19 protein-coding genes and 2 pseudogenes are annotated in these 17228 nt (G+C 39.1%); 11 read left to right on the top strand and 10 right to left on the bottom strand.

Annotation, left to right across the window (positions count from 1 at the left end; translation table 11 throughout):
- Nucleotides 1-26 precede the first annotated feature (26 nt).
- The 6 genes and pseudogenes from C9J47_RS03685 to C9J47_RS03660 all read right to left on the bottom strand — a co-directional run.
- Nucleotides 27-350, bottom strand: a pseudogene (locus tag C9J47_RS03685) (hypothetical protein); the annotation flags it as partial.
- Between the two features lie 190 nt (nucleotides 351-540).
- The gene (locus C9J47_RS03680) at nucleotides 541-996 is read right to left on the bottom strand and encodes a YHS domain-containing (seleno)protein (RefSeq protein WP_107252300.1); all 456 of its coding nucleotides are present in this window, start codon (nucleotides 994-996) and stop codon (nucleotides 541-543) included.
- 58 nt (nucleotides 997-1054) lie between these two features.
- Nucleotides 1055-1873 carry an NRDE family protein gene (locus C9J47_RS03675; protein WP_107252299.1) on the bottom strand — a complete coding sequence of 273 codons (819 nt, stop codon included), beginning with the start codon at nucleotides 1871-1873 and terminating at the stop codon, nucleotides 1055-1057.
- Entirely contained in the window at nucleotides 1873-2457 is a 585-nt protein-coding gene (locus C9J47_RS03670; RefSeq protein ID WP_107252298.1) for a DinB family protein, read from the bottom strand. The genes C9J47_RS03675 and C9J47_RS03670 overlap by 1 nt, the downstream gene beginning before the upstream one ends.
- A gap of 36 nt (nucleotides 2458-2493) precedes the next feature.
- Nucleotides 2494-3573 (bottom strand): D-alanine--D-alanine ligase, encoded by a 1080-nt coding sequence (locus C9J47_RS03665; protein WP_107252700.1) that lies wholly within the window; start codon nucleotides 3571-3573, stop codon nucleotides 2494-2496.
- 259 nt (nucleotides 3574-3832) lie between these two features.
- Entirely contained in the window at nucleotides 3833-4438 is a 606-nt protein-coding gene (locus C9J47_RS03660) for a DedA family protein (protein ID WP_107252297.1), read from the bottom strand.
- A 439-nt stretch (nucleotides 4439-4877) separates the two neighbouring features.
- Between C9J47_RS03660 and C9J47_RS03655 the strand changes: the two genes are divergently transcribed.
- The 8 genes from C9J47_RS03655 to C9J47_RS03615 all read left to right on the top strand — a co-directional run bounded on the left by C9J47_RS03655 (nucleotide 4878) and on the right by C9J47_RS03615 (nucleotide 10758).
- The gene (locus C9J47_RS03655) at nucleotides 4878-5534 is read left to right on the top strand and encodes a hypothetical protein (protein WP_107252296.1); all 657 of its coding nucleotides are present in this window, start codon (nucleotides 4878-4880) and stop codon (nucleotides 5532-5534) included.
- 183 nt (nucleotides 5535-5717) lie between these two features.
- Entirely contained in the window at nucleotides 5718-5975 is a 258-nt protein-coding gene (locus C9J47_RS03650; RefSeq protein ID WP_107252295.1) for a hypothetical protein, read from the top strand.
- Nucleotides 5976-6165: 190 nt separating this feature from the next.
- Complete coding sequence (locus C9J47_RS03645) at nucleotides 6166-6402, top strand: hypothetical protein (RefSeq protein ID WP_107252294.1); 237 nt, start codon at nucleotides 6166-6168, stop codon at nucleotides 6400-6402.
- A gap of 468 nt (nucleotides 6403-6870) precedes the next feature.
- Nucleotides 6871-7668 (top strand): class I SAM-dependent methyltransferase, encoded by a 798-nt coding sequence (locus tag C9J47_RS03635; RefSeq protein ID WP_107252292.1) that lies wholly within the window; start codon nucleotides 6871-6873, stop codon nucleotides 7666-7668.
- Between the two features lie 251 nt (nucleotides 7669-7919).
- A complete protein-coding gene (locus C9J47_RS03630; RefSeq protein ID WP_281258910.1) occupies nucleotides 7920-8231 on the top strand; it encodes a GNAT family N-acetyltransferase in 312 nt (103 codons plus the stop codon).
- 386 nt (nucleotides 8232-8617) lie between these two features.
- Complete coding sequence (locus tag C9J47_RS03625) at nucleotides 8618-9211, top strand: DUF1471 domain-containing protein (protein ID WP_107252291.1); 594 nt, start codon at nucleotides 8618-8620, stop codon at nucleotides 9209-9211.
- Nucleotides 9212-9618: 407 nt separating this feature from the next.
- Nucleotides 9619-10059 (top strand): DUF2846 domain-containing protein, encoded by a 441-nt coding sequence (locus C9J47_RS03620; RefSeq protein ID WP_107252290.1) that lies wholly within the window; start codon nucleotides 9619-9621, stop codon nucleotides 10057-10059.
- Nucleotides 10060-10308: 249 nt separating this feature from the next.
- Nucleotides 10309-10758 (top strand): SMI1/KNR4 family protein, encoded by a 450-nt coding sequence (locus tag C9J47_RS03615; protein WP_107252289.1) that lies wholly within the window; start codon nucleotides 10309-10311, stop codon nucleotides 10756-10758.
- Nucleotides 10759-10891: 133 nt separating this feature from the next.
- Here the strand turns inward: C9J47_RS03615 and C9J47_RS03610 are convergent, their stop codons facing one another.
- Nucleotides 10892-11263, bottom strand: coding sequence for a c-type cytochrome (locus C9J47_RS03610; RefSeq protein ID WP_170107421.1), 372 nt, complete (start codon nucleotides 11261-11263; stop codon nucleotides 10892-10894).
- Nucleotides 11264-11497: 234 nt separating this feature from the next.
- Between C9J47_RS03610 and C9J47_RS03605 the strand changes: the two genes are divergently transcribed.
- From C9J47_RS03605 to C9J47_RS03590, 3 genes and pseudogenes are all read left to right on the top strand, one after another.
- Nucleotides 11498-12061: a hypothetical protein gene (locus tag C9J47_RS03605; protein ID WP_006230315.1), complete on the top strand. Its 564-nt coding sequence runs from the start codon at nucleotides 11498-11500 to the stop codon at nucleotides 12059-12061.
- Between the two features lie 506 nt (nucleotides 12062-12567).
- Nucleotides 12568-13164: a DJ-1/PfpI family protein gene (locus tag C9J47_RS03595; RefSeq protein WP_107252287.1), complete on the top strand. Its 597-nt coding sequence runs from the start codon at nucleotides 12568-12570 to the stop codon at nucleotides 13162-13164.
- Nucleotides 13165-13192: 28 nt separating this feature from the next.
- Nucleotides 13193-13323: pseudogene (locus tag C9J47_RS03590) on the top strand (transposase domain-containing protein); the annotation flags it as partial.
- Nucleotides 13324-13587: 264 nt separating this feature from the next.
- On the opposite strand, the gene C9J47_RS03585 reads toward C9J47_RS03590, so the two are convergent.
- The 3 genes from C9J47_RS03585 to C9J47_RS03570 all read right to left on the bottom strand — a co-directional run bounded on the left by C9J47_RS03585 (nucleotide 13588) and on the right by C9J47_RS03570 (nucleotide 17136).
- A complete protein-coding gene (locus C9J47_RS03585) occupies nucleotides 13588-14166 on the bottom strand; it encodes a rhodanese-like domain-containing protein (RefSeq protein WP_107252286.1) in 579 nt (192 codons plus the stop codon).
- Nucleotides 14167-14203: 37 nt separating this feature from the next.
- A complete protein-coding gene (locus C9J47_RS03580) occupies nucleotides 14204-14650 on the bottom strand; it encodes a MauE/DoxX family redox-associated membrane protein (protein ID WP_107252285.1) in 447 nt (148 codons plus the stop codon).
- A gap of 629 nt (nucleotides 14651-15279) precedes the next feature.
- Nucleotides 15280-17136, bottom strand: coding sequence for a sensor domain-containing diguanylate cyclase (locus C9J47_RS03570; protein ID WP_107252283.1), 1857 nt, complete (start codon nucleotides 17134-17136; stop codon nucleotides 15280-15282).
- Nucleotides 17137-17228 lie beyond the last annotated feature (92 nt).

Genomic DNA, 17228 nt, shown 5'->3' with positions numbered 1-17228 from the left:
GGCAAACGATTTAGAAAGCGATGCAGAAAATAATGTACAAAACCTTGTGGCTGACGACTATCACGCACAACAAGTACAACGGCTGATAGCCAAATCAAACACGCCATGCCAAACAGTAAACCGCCGTCTGTGCCTATCATCTGCCCTGCTGCGTTAAATTCTGGCATCACAATACCCAGCGGTGTAAACAGGTGGAAAAATATCGCGCCAGTCATAATTCCTATCGCCATCACAGCACCAACACCATGAAAGCGAGTAAACAACAGTACAGCCGCAATCAACTCTGCTGTACCAATCAAATAACCGCCATACGCACCAAACCACGTAAAGCCAGACCACCCCGCCAACGATAATAATGCAGGGCGTGAAGTCGCTGTCGGTGTTGTTATATTCATAAGTAGTCCTTCTCTTTTTTGGGCATATGTATACCCCTCGCCCATGTCGATATGGCGATCAATAACAATAAATGTGTGTTAGTTAGCGTGCTATTTCTTAGTTTTTATGAATAAATTTTTTATTAATAAGCTTTATTCATAGGTACTAATTAACTAATAACGCTGGCCAGTTTTTATCGCCCATTGTAATAAACCCTGAAATATCTTGCTCCCAACGTTGCTTAATCTTCTTGTCATAATTGAGGTACAATTTAGGCGTGTTGTCAGAATCTTTTACAATAGTCCACTGCAGTGGATCACCCGGAGCACGGTCGTTCTTCGCCGCTACAGCCCAAGCGCAGAACCCACCGTATTGCGGGGTATATTTATCTGGGTTCTTCACAAACAGCTCACGATTTTGTTTAGATGAAAAATACCAATCTGCGCCTTTATATTCAGTAATGTAGGCGCTGTCCCCTTTTACAGGTTTACCCTCGGTGAAATAAGCCACAGTGTCGTAACCATCTAATGCTTTATTACTAAAGAATCCGGTATAAATAGCATCACCAGCTAATACAGTTCCACTCACGAATAATAAAAGTAATCCCATTAATGCTTTCATATATTCCCTTTCCTCACAAAGGCATAAGCTTAACGTTTAATGCTTATTACGTAATATATTAAATAATGAGTTCTGCTGGTGCAGTAATCATCTTCCTGACTAATAAGAACGAGGAAGTCGGGTTTTTATTTCCATTTATTTTCCTTTTTTCACAACTTTCATCTGCACAAAGTGATCCGGCATGATAATTCATGGTTAATAATTGCGGGGTCACTTCAATGTGGGTGAAACTGACGGTATGCGCATCGTCGCGGTGCATACAGGCAGAAAGGTGGCTATGGTATGCATTGCGCTTAAATGCTAACGATTCATCTCTTTGCACATGGCTGGCATGAAACGCACGCAGCGATTCAGCCGTCAGCCCGTGTTCAATATAGCGCAGGTATTCACCTTGGCGGTGCGCTGTCACATTGTGCAAATCTACCCCCGATGACACCATCGGTGCTTGCGGTGTGATCGTCGAAAGCGAAATACCGTTCCAACACACACCCAGCACTTCGCCGTGTGACTGTGTTAACGCCGGATCAAACAGCATTAAACTGAAAGGCGCATAATGCAGTAAAGGCACGGTATCCAGCGTAGCTAATGCTTCATGTGCAGTGCGGCAATTGGCGAGCTGTTTGATCAATAACCCGCGACTGATTAACGGGTGTTGCGGCATTTTTCCTTGATAGAAATTCAACAAACACAACGATAAGCCGTGCTCGTTCATCGCAATCCAGCTGCCTCCCCCCAACGGATCTACCGGCATCACAAATTCAGTGCCCGTGTTATCAAAACGGGTTGGCGGCAAAGCTTCTGGTCGCCCTTTTTGCTCGTCACGGTTAAAGTATATTTGATAGCCCGAGGGCGTTAGCATCCAAGTTGCTGTACACATCAGGCTTGCCCTCGTAAGTAACTCGCTGTGGCGGGTGCTATACCAAAATCAGCGCTAACCTCGGCATTGCAATATAATGCCGACACGCGAATTAACGCATAATGATGAATCGCATGCGCTGCCACAAATATCAATTCACGTGCCATGCTCGACGTTAACTGCTCAGAATATTGTTGATGCAACGACACCTCGGTTTTCACTTCAACATGGCGGTAAATATCGCCACTGCGCAGATCCAATAACCACTGCTTAATGTGCTTTAATTCACGTAAAGCTGTTGTGCGGCATTCTTCAACAGGTGCCCCACGGCGGCGAAAGTCATAATCAATAATCCCTGTTTTTTGTTCATTCATTAGCGAGCAATACAAATCAAGACTATGGCGAAAATGCTCACCAATACTGCTGTTTACATACGGAGTGGCCACATGTTGATAATCGTCGTCACTCAAGGTGTCTAATAACGTAATGCCTTGTTCAATCACATCCACATTGCCTGTTACACAAGAATCTAATACATGTACATCCGATGCCAAAGGCGAAATACTGGGGTTACCGTGCGTTGCTGAGCTAGCTGGTATTGTCATAATTACCTCTTCTTATTCATTAAATTACAACGAGATTTAATCTGTCGCGGGATAATGTTCAACCAAGGCTTTCTCGGCACGCCACGTTTTATACAATGCCCATAGCGAGGGTGTTTTATGACCCGCTTTTCGTTGCAAATCACCTATTTCATACAAGGTGCGATACTGAACCAGCAAAGTGCTAAAAATCTCTTTCAATGGCGTATTCCGATCCCAAATATGGGCGGCTTCACTGCTGGCTCCGTTTATCTCAAGAATAGTCAGTTTTTCACCCTTCATCAGACTTTTAATGTCATGAAATTTCACATCTAACCGACCAAAATGAAAACCCGGTAAATCATCAAAAATATGATCAAGACGTTCGGCTAGCTGTTCTGTGATGTATTGATTACCATTGCGGAAAATACACCCTCGGCTGTGACTGCCCGCAAACGCCAAACGAAACTGGCACCCTTCGGTTAACACCCAATCCAATTTGTCTTGATGGCGCGGAAAATACAGGTGGCTAAGCTGCCCAGCTCGGGGATCATTTTCAATCAATTGCGCCAAGGTACTCGTACCATCGCCAACCACAAATGGGGTGTATTTCAACGTAATAGAGGTTACACGGCCTTTTTTCTCGCCGGGGTAACGAATGTAAAACACCCCTGCTTCGGCATCGTAAGGCACTTTTTCTTGCAATAAATAACGGGCACCCCGCGGGAAAGTGTGAATGTATTCCAGCACCCCTTCTTCGCTATCAAGCAATTGCACACCCACACCGCGGCACCCCATATCCGGTTTCGCGACGATAGGAAATTCGATACCTTCTTCTTGCATCGCCAACAACGCATCGTTCAACTGCATTGATTCAGGCATATCGGTACGCGTTAATGTAACAAAAGGCGATATCCATTTTTTCGCCTCTGAACCTGCCAACGCCAAAATATCATTCTTCGATTCACCGACCATGCCACTTAAGGCAATGCTAGGGTTGGCAATTAACGGCAACGCGAAATTGCGGTATTTCACCCCATGCCACAGGCTTTGTACTACCACAGGTGTATAGAAGAACCATGCAGGCCAGAACTCATAACGCGACACACTCACCCCCGAGTCTGGTTCCATTTCTGGCATACCAATATTCACCGGATTGACCGGCTCAATGATCGACAAATGCGGAGGATGCGAAGGCGCTCGTTCTGTAATATGCTCAGAAGTAAGAGGCTCTGATGAAAGAGCCACAGGCCCCGACGAACTAGGCTCAGGCGAAATCGGTGACTGCTGCAATACTGACTTAACTGTCATGGCTTTTAGCCTCTCTTCCCTAAAATTAAATATTCTTATCGTTATAAGTGTTATTACGATAACTGTTTCTTGCGTAGCCAAGTAACGACTACAAAAATGACGAGCGCTTCAATGACCGCTGTAGCCGACGTTTAACCGTGTGATTCGAGATAAGCAATATCAAACCCGCAATCGGAATCAGCCACCATTTGTATGCGCTGGCTTGCACCCATGCTTGGCTACCCAACAGATAAACAAGCGTAAATACCACGCTTGTCCATACTGCGGTTGCAGCAAGTACCGCGGTCAAAAATCGTAACGGATGCACTCTAAAAATACCGCACAAGGCATAACCCAACGTACGCAACCCAGGAATAAAGCGAATAATGAAAATATTGGCCTTAGTGTTACGTTGTAACCGACGTCGCACGCTGCGCATACTTTGGTTGGTTAGTATCGCGTAACGAAAGCCTCGCCAATATGACGACCACGCCCCAAGGTAATACAAGGCTAAATCGCCCGTCGCAATCCCTGCAAAAACAGCTAATACCGCAAGCGGCAACGATAAAGAATCATTAGCCGCGAGCACGGCAGCCGCAACAATCGCGATATCTTCCAGTAAGTACGACATCAGAATAATGGCGAAAAATAAGGTAAACGGTGCATCCCCTGCCCCAATTTGATAAACCCAATTCACGATCTTCTGTTCTGTCATCTTACTGCTCCTGCTTATTCACTTTTCATCCGCAATTCCAACGGCCTTACCTACAAGACCTACGCGCCAAGTAAAAAATTTCGTTTTAATTAAAAAATTTATCTAAATAAGGGATTTAAGGCAGTTACCCTGAGCACTGCGTTATTGGTATTGCGGGCATGACTCAGTATATAAAAATGATTTTTACGATTAACCTTCAAACCATAACAAATTAGTATCAATAACATGATCGATATCATTTGCATTAATGTTAGCGGTAGCTTACAAGCCTATTTTGTATTAATTACAATATATTATGAGCTAGAATGCTCAACAGTAAGCATACGTACTATTCCAAGTATCACGCTATGTCGGCTTTAAGTGGCTGTGCTATTACTGTGAAATATACGATCTTAGATCGTTGAATATAATGTTAGTGTTTTTAAGAGAGTTCACCGATATGTTTAGAAAAACCGTTGTTGGTTCGTTTTTGTATGTGAAGTCTTACAAAGAAGCATTATTTCGGGCAACTATTTTGCCAATAACTCTTTCATTAGTTTTAGAGTTTGCCTTTAGTTACATTAACAGCCAGCCTCTTCATTATTTGAATAACGTTTTTCTCACCGTTTTAAATGCAATTGTTGCTATTAATGTTCATAAAATCGTTCTGCATGGTGTCGATTCTGTACCTAAATGGGGAAGGTTTAAGTTTGGTAAAGTTGAACTCTGGTTTATTGGCCACTACGTTTGCTTGACGGCTGCATTTATAGCGATAACGTTTATGACTCGTTTTTTAGATTTAGCAGTAATTTTAATTATAGTGGCTTTTGGTGTAATCGCGTGTCGCCTATCTCTTGTATTTCCAGCAATTGCTATAGGTAAAGGTGTTTCTTTTCCATATGCATGGCACCTAAGTTCTGGGAAAGCACTATATATGTTTAATGTAGTTGCAATATTTCCAATTACTTTGGCTTTAGCCCTAGTGCCATTACAAACGCTTGGAATACCACAAGTGGTGACTAGTATCCTGAGCTATTTGGTTACTATTATCACAGTAACGTCACTTTCGTTAGCGTACAAGTTGCTAACTGAAGGTGAACTAAGCCAAAGAAACTAACAGGCCCCTCAAACAGACACATTACATTCGGCGGTTTTGGTATGGAGTTCAGTTTACTTTGTAGGGTAAGCGTGGCGCAACTTATGTTAGACGTTATAAGCTTCTCTTTTTGTCGGCCATTTCAAAGTATGTGCGATTAATTACTTGTAGCCTGTACAAAATTTCTACTTATATAGCTTTCCTATGAAAAAACATTCACGTAGCAAGTCCATAGTAATTATTTCAGCAATCTTTTTAGTACTTGGGTTTGTATTGTTCAAACTTGACGTATTGGGATTAGTTCCGATTTTTGTCATCGTAATCTCATTCTTCATGCTAGTGGTTCATGGTTTGCTCCACTTGTCAGGCCGTAAGGATGGAAATGTGTTTGAAGCGTACCAAGAAGCAGCTAAGACGAAAGGAGTAGCACTAGAAGCTGGTTTGAGAAATAAAAATGACTAGCTAGAAATCTAAATACTTAGAGTACGCTTATAGTAAATGTAAACAAGATGATACGTTATACTCAGCTTTTTTGTATAACATATACAGACATACTCTTAGACAGTTCGCATCAGTAAGCAAAAATTAATTTTAAGGTCATTTATTTTTTACTAATGAGCATTAATTTCAACCTTTAAAATGAGATGAAAAAATGAAAGAACTGCAATTTTTTACAAATGATAAAGCGTTCACTTATATTGATGTAAGTTCACCAACATTTGAAGAAGAGAAAAAACAACTGTTAATGCAAGATTTCGTGGTGAGTGGTGACAGAATTAGAGCCGATACAATTGATAGTGCGATTGATAAACATAAAAATAGTTCGGGTGATCGAATGAAAGAGTATGCCGTCTTCAGCTTAGTTGCAGGGTTATTTGGCGGAATTTAGTAACCATATTACAAGTAATCAGGGCGATGACTACACTTATCGATGCATACACTAACAACCAGCACCTGCTTACTGTTAAAGTGAGAACTACTGTTTAACTGCTCCGCGGTTCTTGGGTGGTTCCTGTTACGAGTTTTCTATTTTAAATAGACTCGGGGAGAGTTCATGATAAATATACGTAAGGTTACAGACAATTTAGTAATAGTATTAACGACAATTTTTTCAATGATGGTTATGGTAATAATCGCCGAAACAATCTCTGAAAAAAGTCATGTCTTAGCACTGTTGATGTTTTTTGTTTTACCAATTGGGTTTAATATCATATTAACAAAAACCTTTGAATTTATGTATTGGAATACTAATCAATAGACTGAGTTGTATCTACTCATTATAAACCACTACCAATATTAAGCACGAGCATGAAAATATCAAGTGTATGGCGCTCGGTTTCGAAAAGAGGAGTCATCATTGCAAGAATTAATAGATCAATATACAGGTGTAGACGAAGATGGGCGTCTTACTAGGCAGTTCATTACTCAGATGGAATTTGATACGACAATGCATGCATTGAAGGAGTATCTTACACCTGAAATAAAGGTAATAGAGCAAGGTGCTGCGACGGGACGGTACTCTCTCAATTTTGCAAAAATGGGTTGTGATACAACTGCGATCGAGCTCGTACCTGATCAAGTTAATATCTTAAAACGCAAAGCAACAGAACAAGGTTTAACACTTTCAATTTACGAAGGTAATGCTTGTTCAGTTCCTTTTGTTGAAAGTGATTCACATGACCTTTGCGTTATTCTTGGCCCATTGTACCACCTGCAAACACAAGAAGAGCGAGACCAAGCTATTTCAGAAGCCCATCGAATTCTAAAACCAGGTGGTGTTTTAGCTGTTGCCTATATCTCGCGTTATTTTGTGGCAGGTATGTTTGCTCAGCAATTCCCGCAACTTGTTACTCCTGAGGTTTTATCCACACTCTTTGAATCTGGTTTGGTTCCAAATAAGTTAGCCGATAGCTTTTTTAACGTGGGTTACTTTGCTTCTCCATCTGAAATGGAACGCCTTGTAAGTGAACATGGTTTTACTAAATTGCGCCATGTAGCCACTGATGGCTTTGGACGTTACATCTCGTCAGGCGTAAATAAATTCACTCCAGAACAATATAAAACGTGGTTGAGCTACCATCTAAAAACGTGTGATGAACCATCTCTTTTAGGTTCAAGTAATCATGGCTTGGTGATCGCTAGAAAAGCCATTTAAAAACATTAAGTAACACGTTTTACTCCGCAGTTTTGGCATGGCGTTCTGTGTGCTTGGTTAGTGTAAAATTTGAACATCAAGCAACGTGCTTTGGAATTATGTTATTTTGTGGTAACTCGTAAGTTGCAGGCGTTAACTGCAGAGGAAATATGGACGTTTCATTAGTTACAATCGATGAAGATGGTCACTTTGGCTATAATAAATCGCAGTTCGATATTTAGTGGGAAAGTGAATGTCACCTCCCCTATTTTATTTATGTTGATCAGGAATTAGCTGGTTTTGTCTTGATCCGAAAGTATCCTTCAGATCCATCGATTAATGATATCGAACAATTTTTTGTGCTACGGAAATTCAATGGAAAAGGTGTTGGTAAAAAAGCGTTTAAGTTGATAACACAATTAATATCGGGTAATTGGCAAATTCGGGTGCTAATAGAAAATTCTCGCGCATTACATTTTTGGAAATCCTCAGTCTCGAATATAGTAGGACAAAATTACACACTGTCTAAAGGTATTGATATTGATCTTTTAATGTTCTTCATACGATTTGAAGTAACCAGTTAAAGGTCATGCTGGCTTTAAATAATAAAATCGCTGAGTTTTTCATCAACCACTGGTATGGCACTACACATTGACAACATCGAGTATTTATTGAGCAATGCAGATGGTATTTGAATATCACGCATCTTATTTTCAATCTTTTGTGTTTTTGATGAATTCATTAGATCAGAAGGTAAGGTACGTGTCTACTTCATGAACTACAAAGGTATTTTATGGGGATTCGTAAGGGTTACATAAATAGTTCATAATTGAATTAACTCATTGATATTTAGCTTTATAGTTTGTTTTTTGTTCAAACAAAAGTGTTCTGCATGCGATAAGTTGCTTTTATTCAACTTCTCTCATATTGATGATACTATTAAACACTTGATTTGTTATAAGTTTTTATTATGAAAGAGTTAATTACTTTATCGTTTATACTCCTGTCTCTTACTGGTTGTGTTACGAAGAAAATTCCTGTTAATCCAGCTGCAAAAAACATATCTAAAATATCAGAGCATTCGGTTAATTTTCTTAGATGTGAATTGCTGAAAACACATACAATACAAGGTGCGCATCCCAATAATATTGAACCTGAATTAAAAAATGTGACTTATAAAAGTGGCGGAAATCACTTTAGTATAATTGAAGTTTTAGATACGAAGAAAAAACGCCCTTCAAGTGTTGTCGCTGCAATTTACCAATGTGGTAAGAGTTCAGACGAGGCTAAAGTCTCATCGGAAATGACGCAGCTATTGCCGGGTGCTCATATGGTTAAGGCCATATCATTTGCAGAAATTGAAAATTCCACATGCAAACTTATTGGTTCACATTTTGTTAAAGAAACGTCTCCTGAGGCTGTTATGACTAACTTGGCAAACGAGACCTATATGATGTCAGGTAATCGTTATCAAATAACGAAGATAATATCGATACAAGATGGAGATCCTACATCGGTATATGCTGATATTTACCGATGCAAACATAAAAGCGCACATTTCTGATTTAATCTTTTTGAGAAACATATTAAACCAAGTATTCACGTGCTTGGTTTTTTTGTGATCGGGTAGCCGAGGGTCTTTAACCCTCCCCCTACACCACCCATCATGCGGGCCTGCAATGGGTGGTTCAAATAGACCCTGATATTTCAGGTAAGCATTCGATAATGCTTACTGAATTCCAAGTGTTTTAACTACGTGGCTTTGTGTTTCGTTAACCATTAATTTTAAGCGCTCGCGGAACCCACATAATTTTACGCAGTTATTCTTGTTATGGGTGTTATCAACTATGGCTCGCAAAACTGTAAGCCGATGAAAAATATGAGATAATCTTAAGGTATTATAGCCAAACACTGGTATCTAAATGATGTGCAGTGTTGGTTAAATTTAATATTTGATGATAAGGATTTCATATGTTTAAGCAATTACTAATGGCGGGTGGGCTGGCCCTTTTTATGACTGGCTGTGCAAGTGTACCAATGGCTGATTCATCAAAAGACGCTGAATTAAAAGGATTTGAGGCTCCATCTGATGTCGCTGGAGTTTACATTTATCGAAATGAAACACTTGGTGCTGCTATTACAATGGATGTTGACGTTAACGATAAGCCATTAGGTAGCACCGCAGCGAATACATATCTTTATACAGAATTACCTGAAGGCAAGCATGTAATTAAATCAGAAGCTGAAAACACTTCGACACTCGAGGTTGAGGTTGCTAATGGCCGTATATATTACATATGGCAAGAAGTAAAAATGGGGATTATGTCAGCTCGTAGTAAATTACAACAAGTTGATGAAGCCACGGGACAAGATGGCGTAAATGAATCAAAGCTTGCAGTTTCAAATTATTAACAGCTATTCAATAACAAGTAGCGTGTACAAGTTGAGCGCTACTTGCCATAACAGACAATAAACTGGACACTATTACTTAGCCGTTTAGGTAATTATTACGGTTATCAGGTTAAGTGTGTTGAAAATAAGCAACGCCGTATAGAGTCCAATAAAACTCACTGAAGTCACTCTGAATCCTACATCTGAGGTGACTTGGGTATATAATAGTGCTACTTATTACAAGCGTTAGAAGTCATTGGGTATTCATAAATGAATAGTATTGATCTATTTGTAAAAAACTGGGGTAGTAAAAACTCCATGATTCCAATAAATAATCATGACATTGAAGAGCTGGAATCAAAATTAAATGTTTTGTTACCTGACTCATACAAATATTTAATATCTACATATGGCTTGGTTCACACTCCAAATGTGTTAACTAAGATTTGTGATTTAGGCTCCGATATTTCTGAAGTACAAGATTTTTTAAGCCTAGAAGATGTATTTTCACTATCAAAGTTATATGAAATGAGCGGTATGCCAAAAGGGCATATTTTGTTTGCATCTGATTGTAAGGGAAACATGTTTTGTTTCAAACTTGCCGATTGTGCAAGTAAGCAAATAGATGTACCCGTATGGTTTTTTGACCATGGCCTTTGCACCGTTAAAAAAGTCTCTGATTCTTTCACCGACTGGCTAGATGAGTTCAATGAACTTTAAAACATAATGCGAACAGAGCATGTGATCAGAGCTTCGTCCGGAGTTGGTATTATTAGATTGCTAGGCAATTATATGCCTAGCTAGTGCCCATACGTACTATCGACTACTTTTAGTTACAGATGTAAACTTTTGCTTAGTTAATAACTTTTATATACATAAAGATATCATTAACATCACTTTCAGATAGGGTATTTTTAAAAGCTGGCATTACACCACCTTGCCCATTATCACCATTCAGGACAGAGCTGATTAACTCACTTTTGAAGCCCAAAGGATTAGTTAATTCATCGTAGATGTCATCTGGGCTAATAGTCAGTGTATTGGCAGCAATACCATCCCCTCGCCCTTTTAAGCCGTGGCAAACAGCGCAATTAGTAATAAATTTTGATTTCCCATTCGTTAAATCTGGCGTACCAAACTGATTATCAGTAAAGTATTTTACTCCAAGAAAACCAGTTATTCCAACGATGATCAAGACAACTGTACACCACGTAATTTTTTTCATATTTGACACCATATAAGCCATTTTTTAAACACTTTATACAGTATATCATGTCGAAAAAATGTCAGAGCATGATCCTGCAGATAGTTGCCACCTACGTCAGTTACCACACAAACCCATAAGCCTTGGTAATCAATACCGCCCACAACATTAAAATATGTTATTCATCTCACTAAACGCGTGAATTAACATGTGTAGAGTAAATGCTCTTTTTGATTTTTAATCAGTGGCTTAATAATGAATCTATTAAAAATATCAACAATCATTCTTGCCGGATCACTTCTGTTTGGTTGTGCATCTCCGGCAAAAGTAGAAAACATGAAGGTTGACGAGTCTGTCAATATGTCTTTTGATGAAGGCTTAACCAGTTCAATTGAAGTTAATAAAGTTGGGGGCGGAGAAGACACGAATCCAATGTGGACATCAGAAATAGGCAATAAAGAATTCGAAGCTGCTTTAAAAAGTTCACTAAAATCACTCTACTTGCTGTCGGATAATAGCCTACCAACTTACGAACTATCAGCATCACTAATGGAAGTTGAACAACCTACATTTGGGTTAGATATGGAAGTTACTTCATCAATTAGATACGTTTTGGTTGAGAAGAGCAGTAATAAAATTATATTAGATGAAGTAATAAAAGCTCCTTATACTGCGACATTTGGTGATGCATTTAGTGGTGTCGAGCGTTTAAGAATGGCGAATGAAGGTTCTGCAAAAACCAATATAACTAATTTTCTTGATAAACTTTCAATGTTAAAAATAGACAAATCGAACATTGAACTCATCACTAAATTATAGAAAGTAAGTTATAGCTATTAAATCAAGGTGATACGCCACAGTAGGCAGCTTTAGTATGTAGTTCATCGCTATTTGCTAGCTTCGTCGGCGTACACCTTTGCTTGGGAATAATAGAGCAAGGAAAATGAAAGTTACTTGTCATTGTGGAAACATTCAAATTACTGCTTCTATACACGCCAAGTGAAGTGGCAAGTTGTAACGGTTCTATTTGTCGTCGATACTCTGCATCGTGGGCTTATTATGTTCCTAAAGACATAGAAGTTCTATTTACAAAAGTAAAGTCAGCTTTCTATATCTGAGGAAATAAAGAAGTTGAGTTTCATCGATGCAATCTGTGTAGTTGTATAACCCACTACATCACAATGCCTAAATGTGATAAAAAAATTACGGCAATAAACATGTGTATGGCAGAGCACTACATTCTAGGCAATATTCCAGAAAGAAAAGTAGATGATACAATATACTAATTTTCTAATAGAACGCTAAACATATTTAAGGAAGCTTTAGTGAAACAGGTTATTCTCTTTCTATGTCAGGGTGTAGAAGAATACGAAGCAAGTGTATTTACTGATGCGCTTGGCTGGACGACAACATATGGTTTAGAACCTATTAAATTGGTGACTGTTGGTTTACGTTCAAAAGTAAAATGCGCATGGAATTTTACGATTGAACCTGAATGTCAGTTAAGTGAAATAGACATTAATGATTTCGATGCTCTGGCAATTCCTGGTGGCATGAGTCGTGCTGGGTTTTATGAAGATGCATACGATGAAAGATTACTGTCATTAATCCGTAATTTTGATTCGCAAGGCAAGCTAATCGCTTCTGTTTGTGTTGGTGCGTTACCCATTGCTAAAAGTGGTGTGCTTAATGGTCGTAACGGCACAACTTACCATTTAAGTGAAAAGCGTCAGGCTCAAATGAAAGAGATGGGGGTAAATATCATCCAACAGCCTATCGTTATCGATAAAAACATAATCACCTCTAGAAGCCCTTCAGCCGCAATGGATGTTGCTTTCGCTGTTGTAGAAAAGCTCACATCAGCGACTAACTTAAATCGCATTAAAGAAGGCATGGGATTCATTGAAAATGATACGAAGTAAAGAGTTGTACCTGTTTTGACGTAAACACGCAAATAACATCAACCCATATTACTACTTCGCGCACTTGTTCAAAGTGCTACCGACGCGATCCCCTCAAGACGACCTGACCGATCTCATGCCGTGAGTCTGGAAATAGATGAGGCCTCACTGCTTAATTAGACGCTTATGAAAGGATCACTCAAGTAGAAAAAGTAGATCCAGTGCGTTGGATCACATTTGAGCTGTCAACCGGGGGGCTGGTGAAATCGGTTAGTTTTCGAATTGATTCAAGTAACCAACGAATAGTGAATGATGCACGGTAGATTATAAAATAAATCCGATAGGTATTAGCACTAGTGTCATTACAGTATTAAAGGAAAAGGCTGGGTCATCATTTTTAATGATCCAGCCTTTTTGATATTTGAGGAGATTGATAAAAAATAGTTATAGCGAAGAGGTTTTAAAGCCAGCACCTTTCCACGCAAAAATACCGCCAGGGTAACGATAGACATTGGTGTAACCGAGTTTCACCGCCCAAGCAGCGGCGTTATGGCTACGGCTGCATTTCACGAACCCACAGTAAAAGACCAAGGTCTTACTCTTGTTTTCACCGAGAAGCTGGGTGAAATCCTCGACTGATTGCTGGTCGGTTAATGCAGAGTCCCATTCCGGCATATTAGGGATCGGAAACTCGAACTGCTTAGCGCTTGGGATATGCTCTTTCTTGTAGCTGTCTTTGAACGGCATTGCATCGACAATCATCACATCGGTATCTTGTTCGATGAGTGCTTTGAGTCTGTTAGTGTCGATAAGCAGGTAGTCGCCGGCAAGGGTTTCATTATGAAGTTTGATGGCCACTTGCTCTGTCTCTACTTCGGCTTTGAATTTACCGCCAAACAGGCCTGCATTGGCACTAAACGGTAAGGTTAACAATGCACTGGCAAGAATAAGAATGTTGAGTGAAAAACTGCGTCCGGTACGCAAGAATGAAAGCGAGTGCAAAGATGCCTTGTTTTGTCTCATGATTGTATCCTTATGAAAATAGGCTTGTTCCACCACATCACACTGTTGGTGTCATAGCGCGGTGGTTTGCCAAGTTATTGAAATAATAAAGTGCTGCTGAAACAATAAGTACTAGCAGCATAATGAAAAATTGTGGCTTAAGTGTGCTGTAGACAGTTGACTGAAGCGAACCCGGCAGGTAGCAGCCGCAATCAAAATGTAATCCTTGATAAAGGGCAAGTCCCAACAGGGCAATGTGCATGCAGAAGGCAGCAACAACAGGAAATAAGGTTGTAATGCCAAAGTAGGCGGTGAGTGCGCTAATGCCAAGCACTAGTGGTATGACAAAAGCGATTGGTTCGGCATACATAACAGGGACGATACCAGTATCGCTAAGTAGCAATCTGGTGTGTTCCGCTAAGAAAAACCCTTTGGTCGTGAGTGCTGCAGCGCACATCAGTACAAAAGAGGTAACAAAAAGATGGAAATAGCCTCTCGTTTTCATAAATTGATCGCTTCCTTTTGTATTGTCCGATTCTTGAGTCGCCGAATAAACAGCCAAAGATCTAATCTGATCTGTTTGGTTTGAATTCCTTAAACTAGGCTGTATGTGACTTGCAGTTGAATCTGAAACTTCCTGCTTACATCAATAGCGCCTCAGCTCTCTACCCCAATTCTAAGTATTATTGGGCAGATCCATGTTGTTTATAAGCCAGACTTGTCTTTCTGTCCTTGGGGCTGATTGGGTAACCACAAGTGGGATTCAAGTAACGATAAGTAACAAAGTGCTTATAATACCTTACCAGCAGCGCATGAACCTTGATGCAAGTAGCGAAAATACGCTCTTATTCTGTTATCGAGAGCTAGAACTTGTTGAAAAATATAAAAAATGATCAAGGGGGAAAGTGAATCATCAAAGGCGAATGGCAGAGTTGTTGCAGATTATGAATAGATAAAAAGAGTTAACGGATATAGAAGAACTTAAATAGACATCTATATTTACGTGTTCAATAACTACTTGCTTACCGATAAAGCTCAGCTACCTTAACTATGCTTATATGATCGAGTTTCTGAACTTGAAAATAGATGAGGCCGAATAAGACCTCACTGCTTAATTAGACGCTTACGTTTTAACTATGCTTTGACTACTTTATTACGTCCCATTCTTTTTGCCTGATATAAAGCAAAGTCAGCTCTTGATACTAACTCTGATATTGTTTCTTTATTTATATACTGAGCAACACCACAACTGATCGTCATTTTATCAATAGAGGGGAAATTATAGTTTTCTATTAATACTCTCAACTTTTCTGCAAAAACGAATGCTTCATCCAGATTGGTATTACAAGCAACAATGAGGAATTCTTCCCCTCCCCAGCGGCTAGCCACATCGGTTATTCTGGTGTTTTCTTTTAACAATTGTGCCAAGTGAATGAGCACATCATCACCCACTAAGTGACCGTAGGTATCATTAATTTTTTTGAAAAAATCAATATCAAAAATGATGACTGAAAAGTCACTTTGATATCGTTCACAGCGAGAAGATTCAGACGATAATACAGATTCTAATTTATAGCGATTATATAACCCGGTTAAACTATCAGTAATTGACAGTAACTCTATATTTTTCTTATCTGTAATATTTTGAACTATCGTTGTGAAGCCATCAATCATACCATTTGCATTAATATCTGGTGTAATGAACTTATGTACCCATAAGTCATTCCCCTCTTTGTCTGTTTCTTTGAGCTCACCTTCCCATACTTTTCCGGTCAGAATAAGTGCTTGTATCTCATCATAAGCTTCTAAAGAGGTGTCATGGTGTCGTAAATCACGTTGTTTTTTGCCAATCACTTCATCAGTTGCATACCCAGTCGTTTCGGTAAAACACATGTTTACTTGCTTGATAACCCCGTCTCTGTCTGTGTTTAGTATCATTACGTGTTTATCAATAACCGCAGCGTTCTTTTTGATTTTATCGTAAGCTTCAGACAGTTTTAACTGTAAACGTGAAGGCATAATACTTGCGAACCAAGAAAGAGGAAAAGATACCGCAAGTACGGTTAGTGCAATAAGTAACGCCGAGAGAACATTTTTATTCTGCATTGTCTGTATTACACCTGATTTTGGTGTAAATATAATTTTTAGATTATCTTTATTTCCAAACAAATCACCCAAGGAGTATGAATAAACTCCCGGGCCATAAAAAGTTTTAGATGTAAGTATGTTTGATGCTGAATTAGGGAAAATACCATTCAAGTCTTTCAAGGATGGGAAATATTCACTCCACGACTGACTATTATCTGGATGATGAACAATATCGCCATCACCATTAGCTAAGTAAATATTGAAATTTTCAGAGAAAGACAAGAAATTTATTGTTTCGCCAAACAATAAATTAACGACAACAACGCCATGGAATTGATCATTAATAATCAACGGTGTTGCAACTCTAAACGTCGGCTTTAATGGTCGTTCTATTTTTCCATGTTCAACATTTAGATCAACATTCGAATACCAATATTGATTTTCTTTTAAAGTTGCAGTCTCTTTAAAGTAATATCTTTCTTTTTTATCTTGTAGGTTATCATCTGAAATAATATCCAACTCATCAGTGGAACTATCCCTTTCTATTCTTATCACTTCCTTTCCTGTTCTATCGATATAACGCAGCTGCATTACATCTTTATCAGAAAGAGCCAAAGCATAGAAAAGGTTCGTTGCATTTATTTTATCATTCGATAGAACAAATTCTTTTGTCAGATCACTTTTAACTATCGACGACAGTAGTATTTCACTATTTTTAATGTAACCAGATAAGTAATCTCGTTTAAAAGAAACTTCAGATTTAGAAATGTCATGAAGCGCTTCATCAAGATCAACAAAGCTAATTTTATAATTTATAAATGATGTTACCAATGCGACAATTACACCAAAAGCCAAAAAATACAAGGTTAACGTTAAACGATAAGGATGTTTTAGATTAAACATTTTTCTCACTCATGGAGTAGCACTTACGCTGCCAGGCTGCAAAATATCACAATGAACCGTTAAAAAAATGTGACTTTTCTAGGTGTTATTGT

It is taken from the genome of Photobacterium indicum, from assembly GCF_003026215.1.
In the GTDB taxonomy this organism is placed as follows: domain Bacteria; phylum Pseudomonadota; class Gammaproteobacteria; order Enterobacterales; family Vibrionaceae; genus Photobacterium; species Photobacterium indicum.
Note: the sequence above shows the minus strand (reverse complement) of the source record. Positions and strands in the feature narration are given on the sequence as shown.

Bases quoted from the DNA above. Each gene is read 5' to 3' on its own strand.
- C9J47_RS03605 (WP_006230315.1), top strand. From the start codon at position 11,498: ATGAATCTATTAAAAATATCAACAATCATTCTTGCCGGATCACTTCTG.
- C9J47_RS03585 (WP_107252286.1), bottom strand. From the start codon at position 14,166: ATGAGACAAAACAAGGCATCTTTGCACTCGCTTTCATTCTTGCGTACC.
- C9J47_RS03645 (WP_107252294.1), top strand. From the start codon at position 6,166: ATGAAAGAACTGCAATTTTTTACAAATGATAAAGCGTTCACTTATATT.
- C9J47_RS03620 (WP_107252290.1), top strand. From the start codon at position 9,619: ATGTTTAAGCAATTACTAATGGCGGGTGGGCTGGCCCTTTTTATGACT.
- C9J47_RS03650 (WP_107252295.1), top strand. From the start codon at position 5,718: ATGAAAAAACATTCACGTAGCAAGTCCATAGTAATTATTTCAGCAATC.
- C9J47_RS03680 (WP_107252300.1), bottom strand. From the start codon at position 996: ATGAAAGCATTAATGGGATTACTTTTATTATTCGTGAGTGGAACTGTA.
- C9J47_RS03675 (WP_107252299.1), bottom strand. From the start codon at position 1,873: ATGTGTACAGCAACTTGGATGCTAACGCCCTCGGGCTATCAAATATAC.
- C9J47_RS03660 (WP_107252297.1), bottom strand. From the start codon at position 4,438: ATGACAGAACAGAAGATCGTGAATTGGGTTTATCAAATTGGGGCAGGG.
- C9J47_RS03615 (WP_107252289.1), top strand. From the start codon at position 10,309: ATGAATAGTATTGATCTATTTGTAAAAAACTGGGGTAGTAAAAACTCC.
- C9J47_RS03625 (WP_107252291.1), top strand. From the start codon at position 8,618: ATGAAAGAGTTAATTACTTTATCGTTTATACTCCTGTCTCTTACTGGT.
- C9J47_RS03610 (WP_170107421.1), bottom strand. From the start codon at position 11,263: ATGAAAAAAATTACGTGGTGTACAGTTGTCTTGATCATCGTTGGAATA.
- C9J47_RS03570 (WP_107252283.1), bottom strand. From the start codon at position 17,136: ATGTTTAATCTAAAACATCCTTATCGTTTAACGTTAACCTTGTATTTT.
- C9J47_RS03670 (WP_107252298.1), bottom strand. From the start codon at position 2,457: ATGACAATACCAGCTAGCTCAGCAACGCACGGTAACCCCAGTATTTCG.
- C9J47_RS03665 (WP_107252700.1), bottom strand. From the start codon at position 3,573: ATGCCAGAAATGGAACCAGACTCGGGGGTGAGTGTGTCGCGTTATGAG.
- C9J47_RS03580 (WP_107252285.1), bottom strand. From the start codon at position 14,650: ATGAAAACGAGAGGCTATTTCCATCTTTTTGTTACCTCTTTTGTACTG.
- C9J47_RS03655 (WP_107252296.1), top strand. From the start codon at position 4,878: ATGTTTAGAAAAACCGTTGTTGGTTCGTTTTTGTATGTGAAGTCTTAC.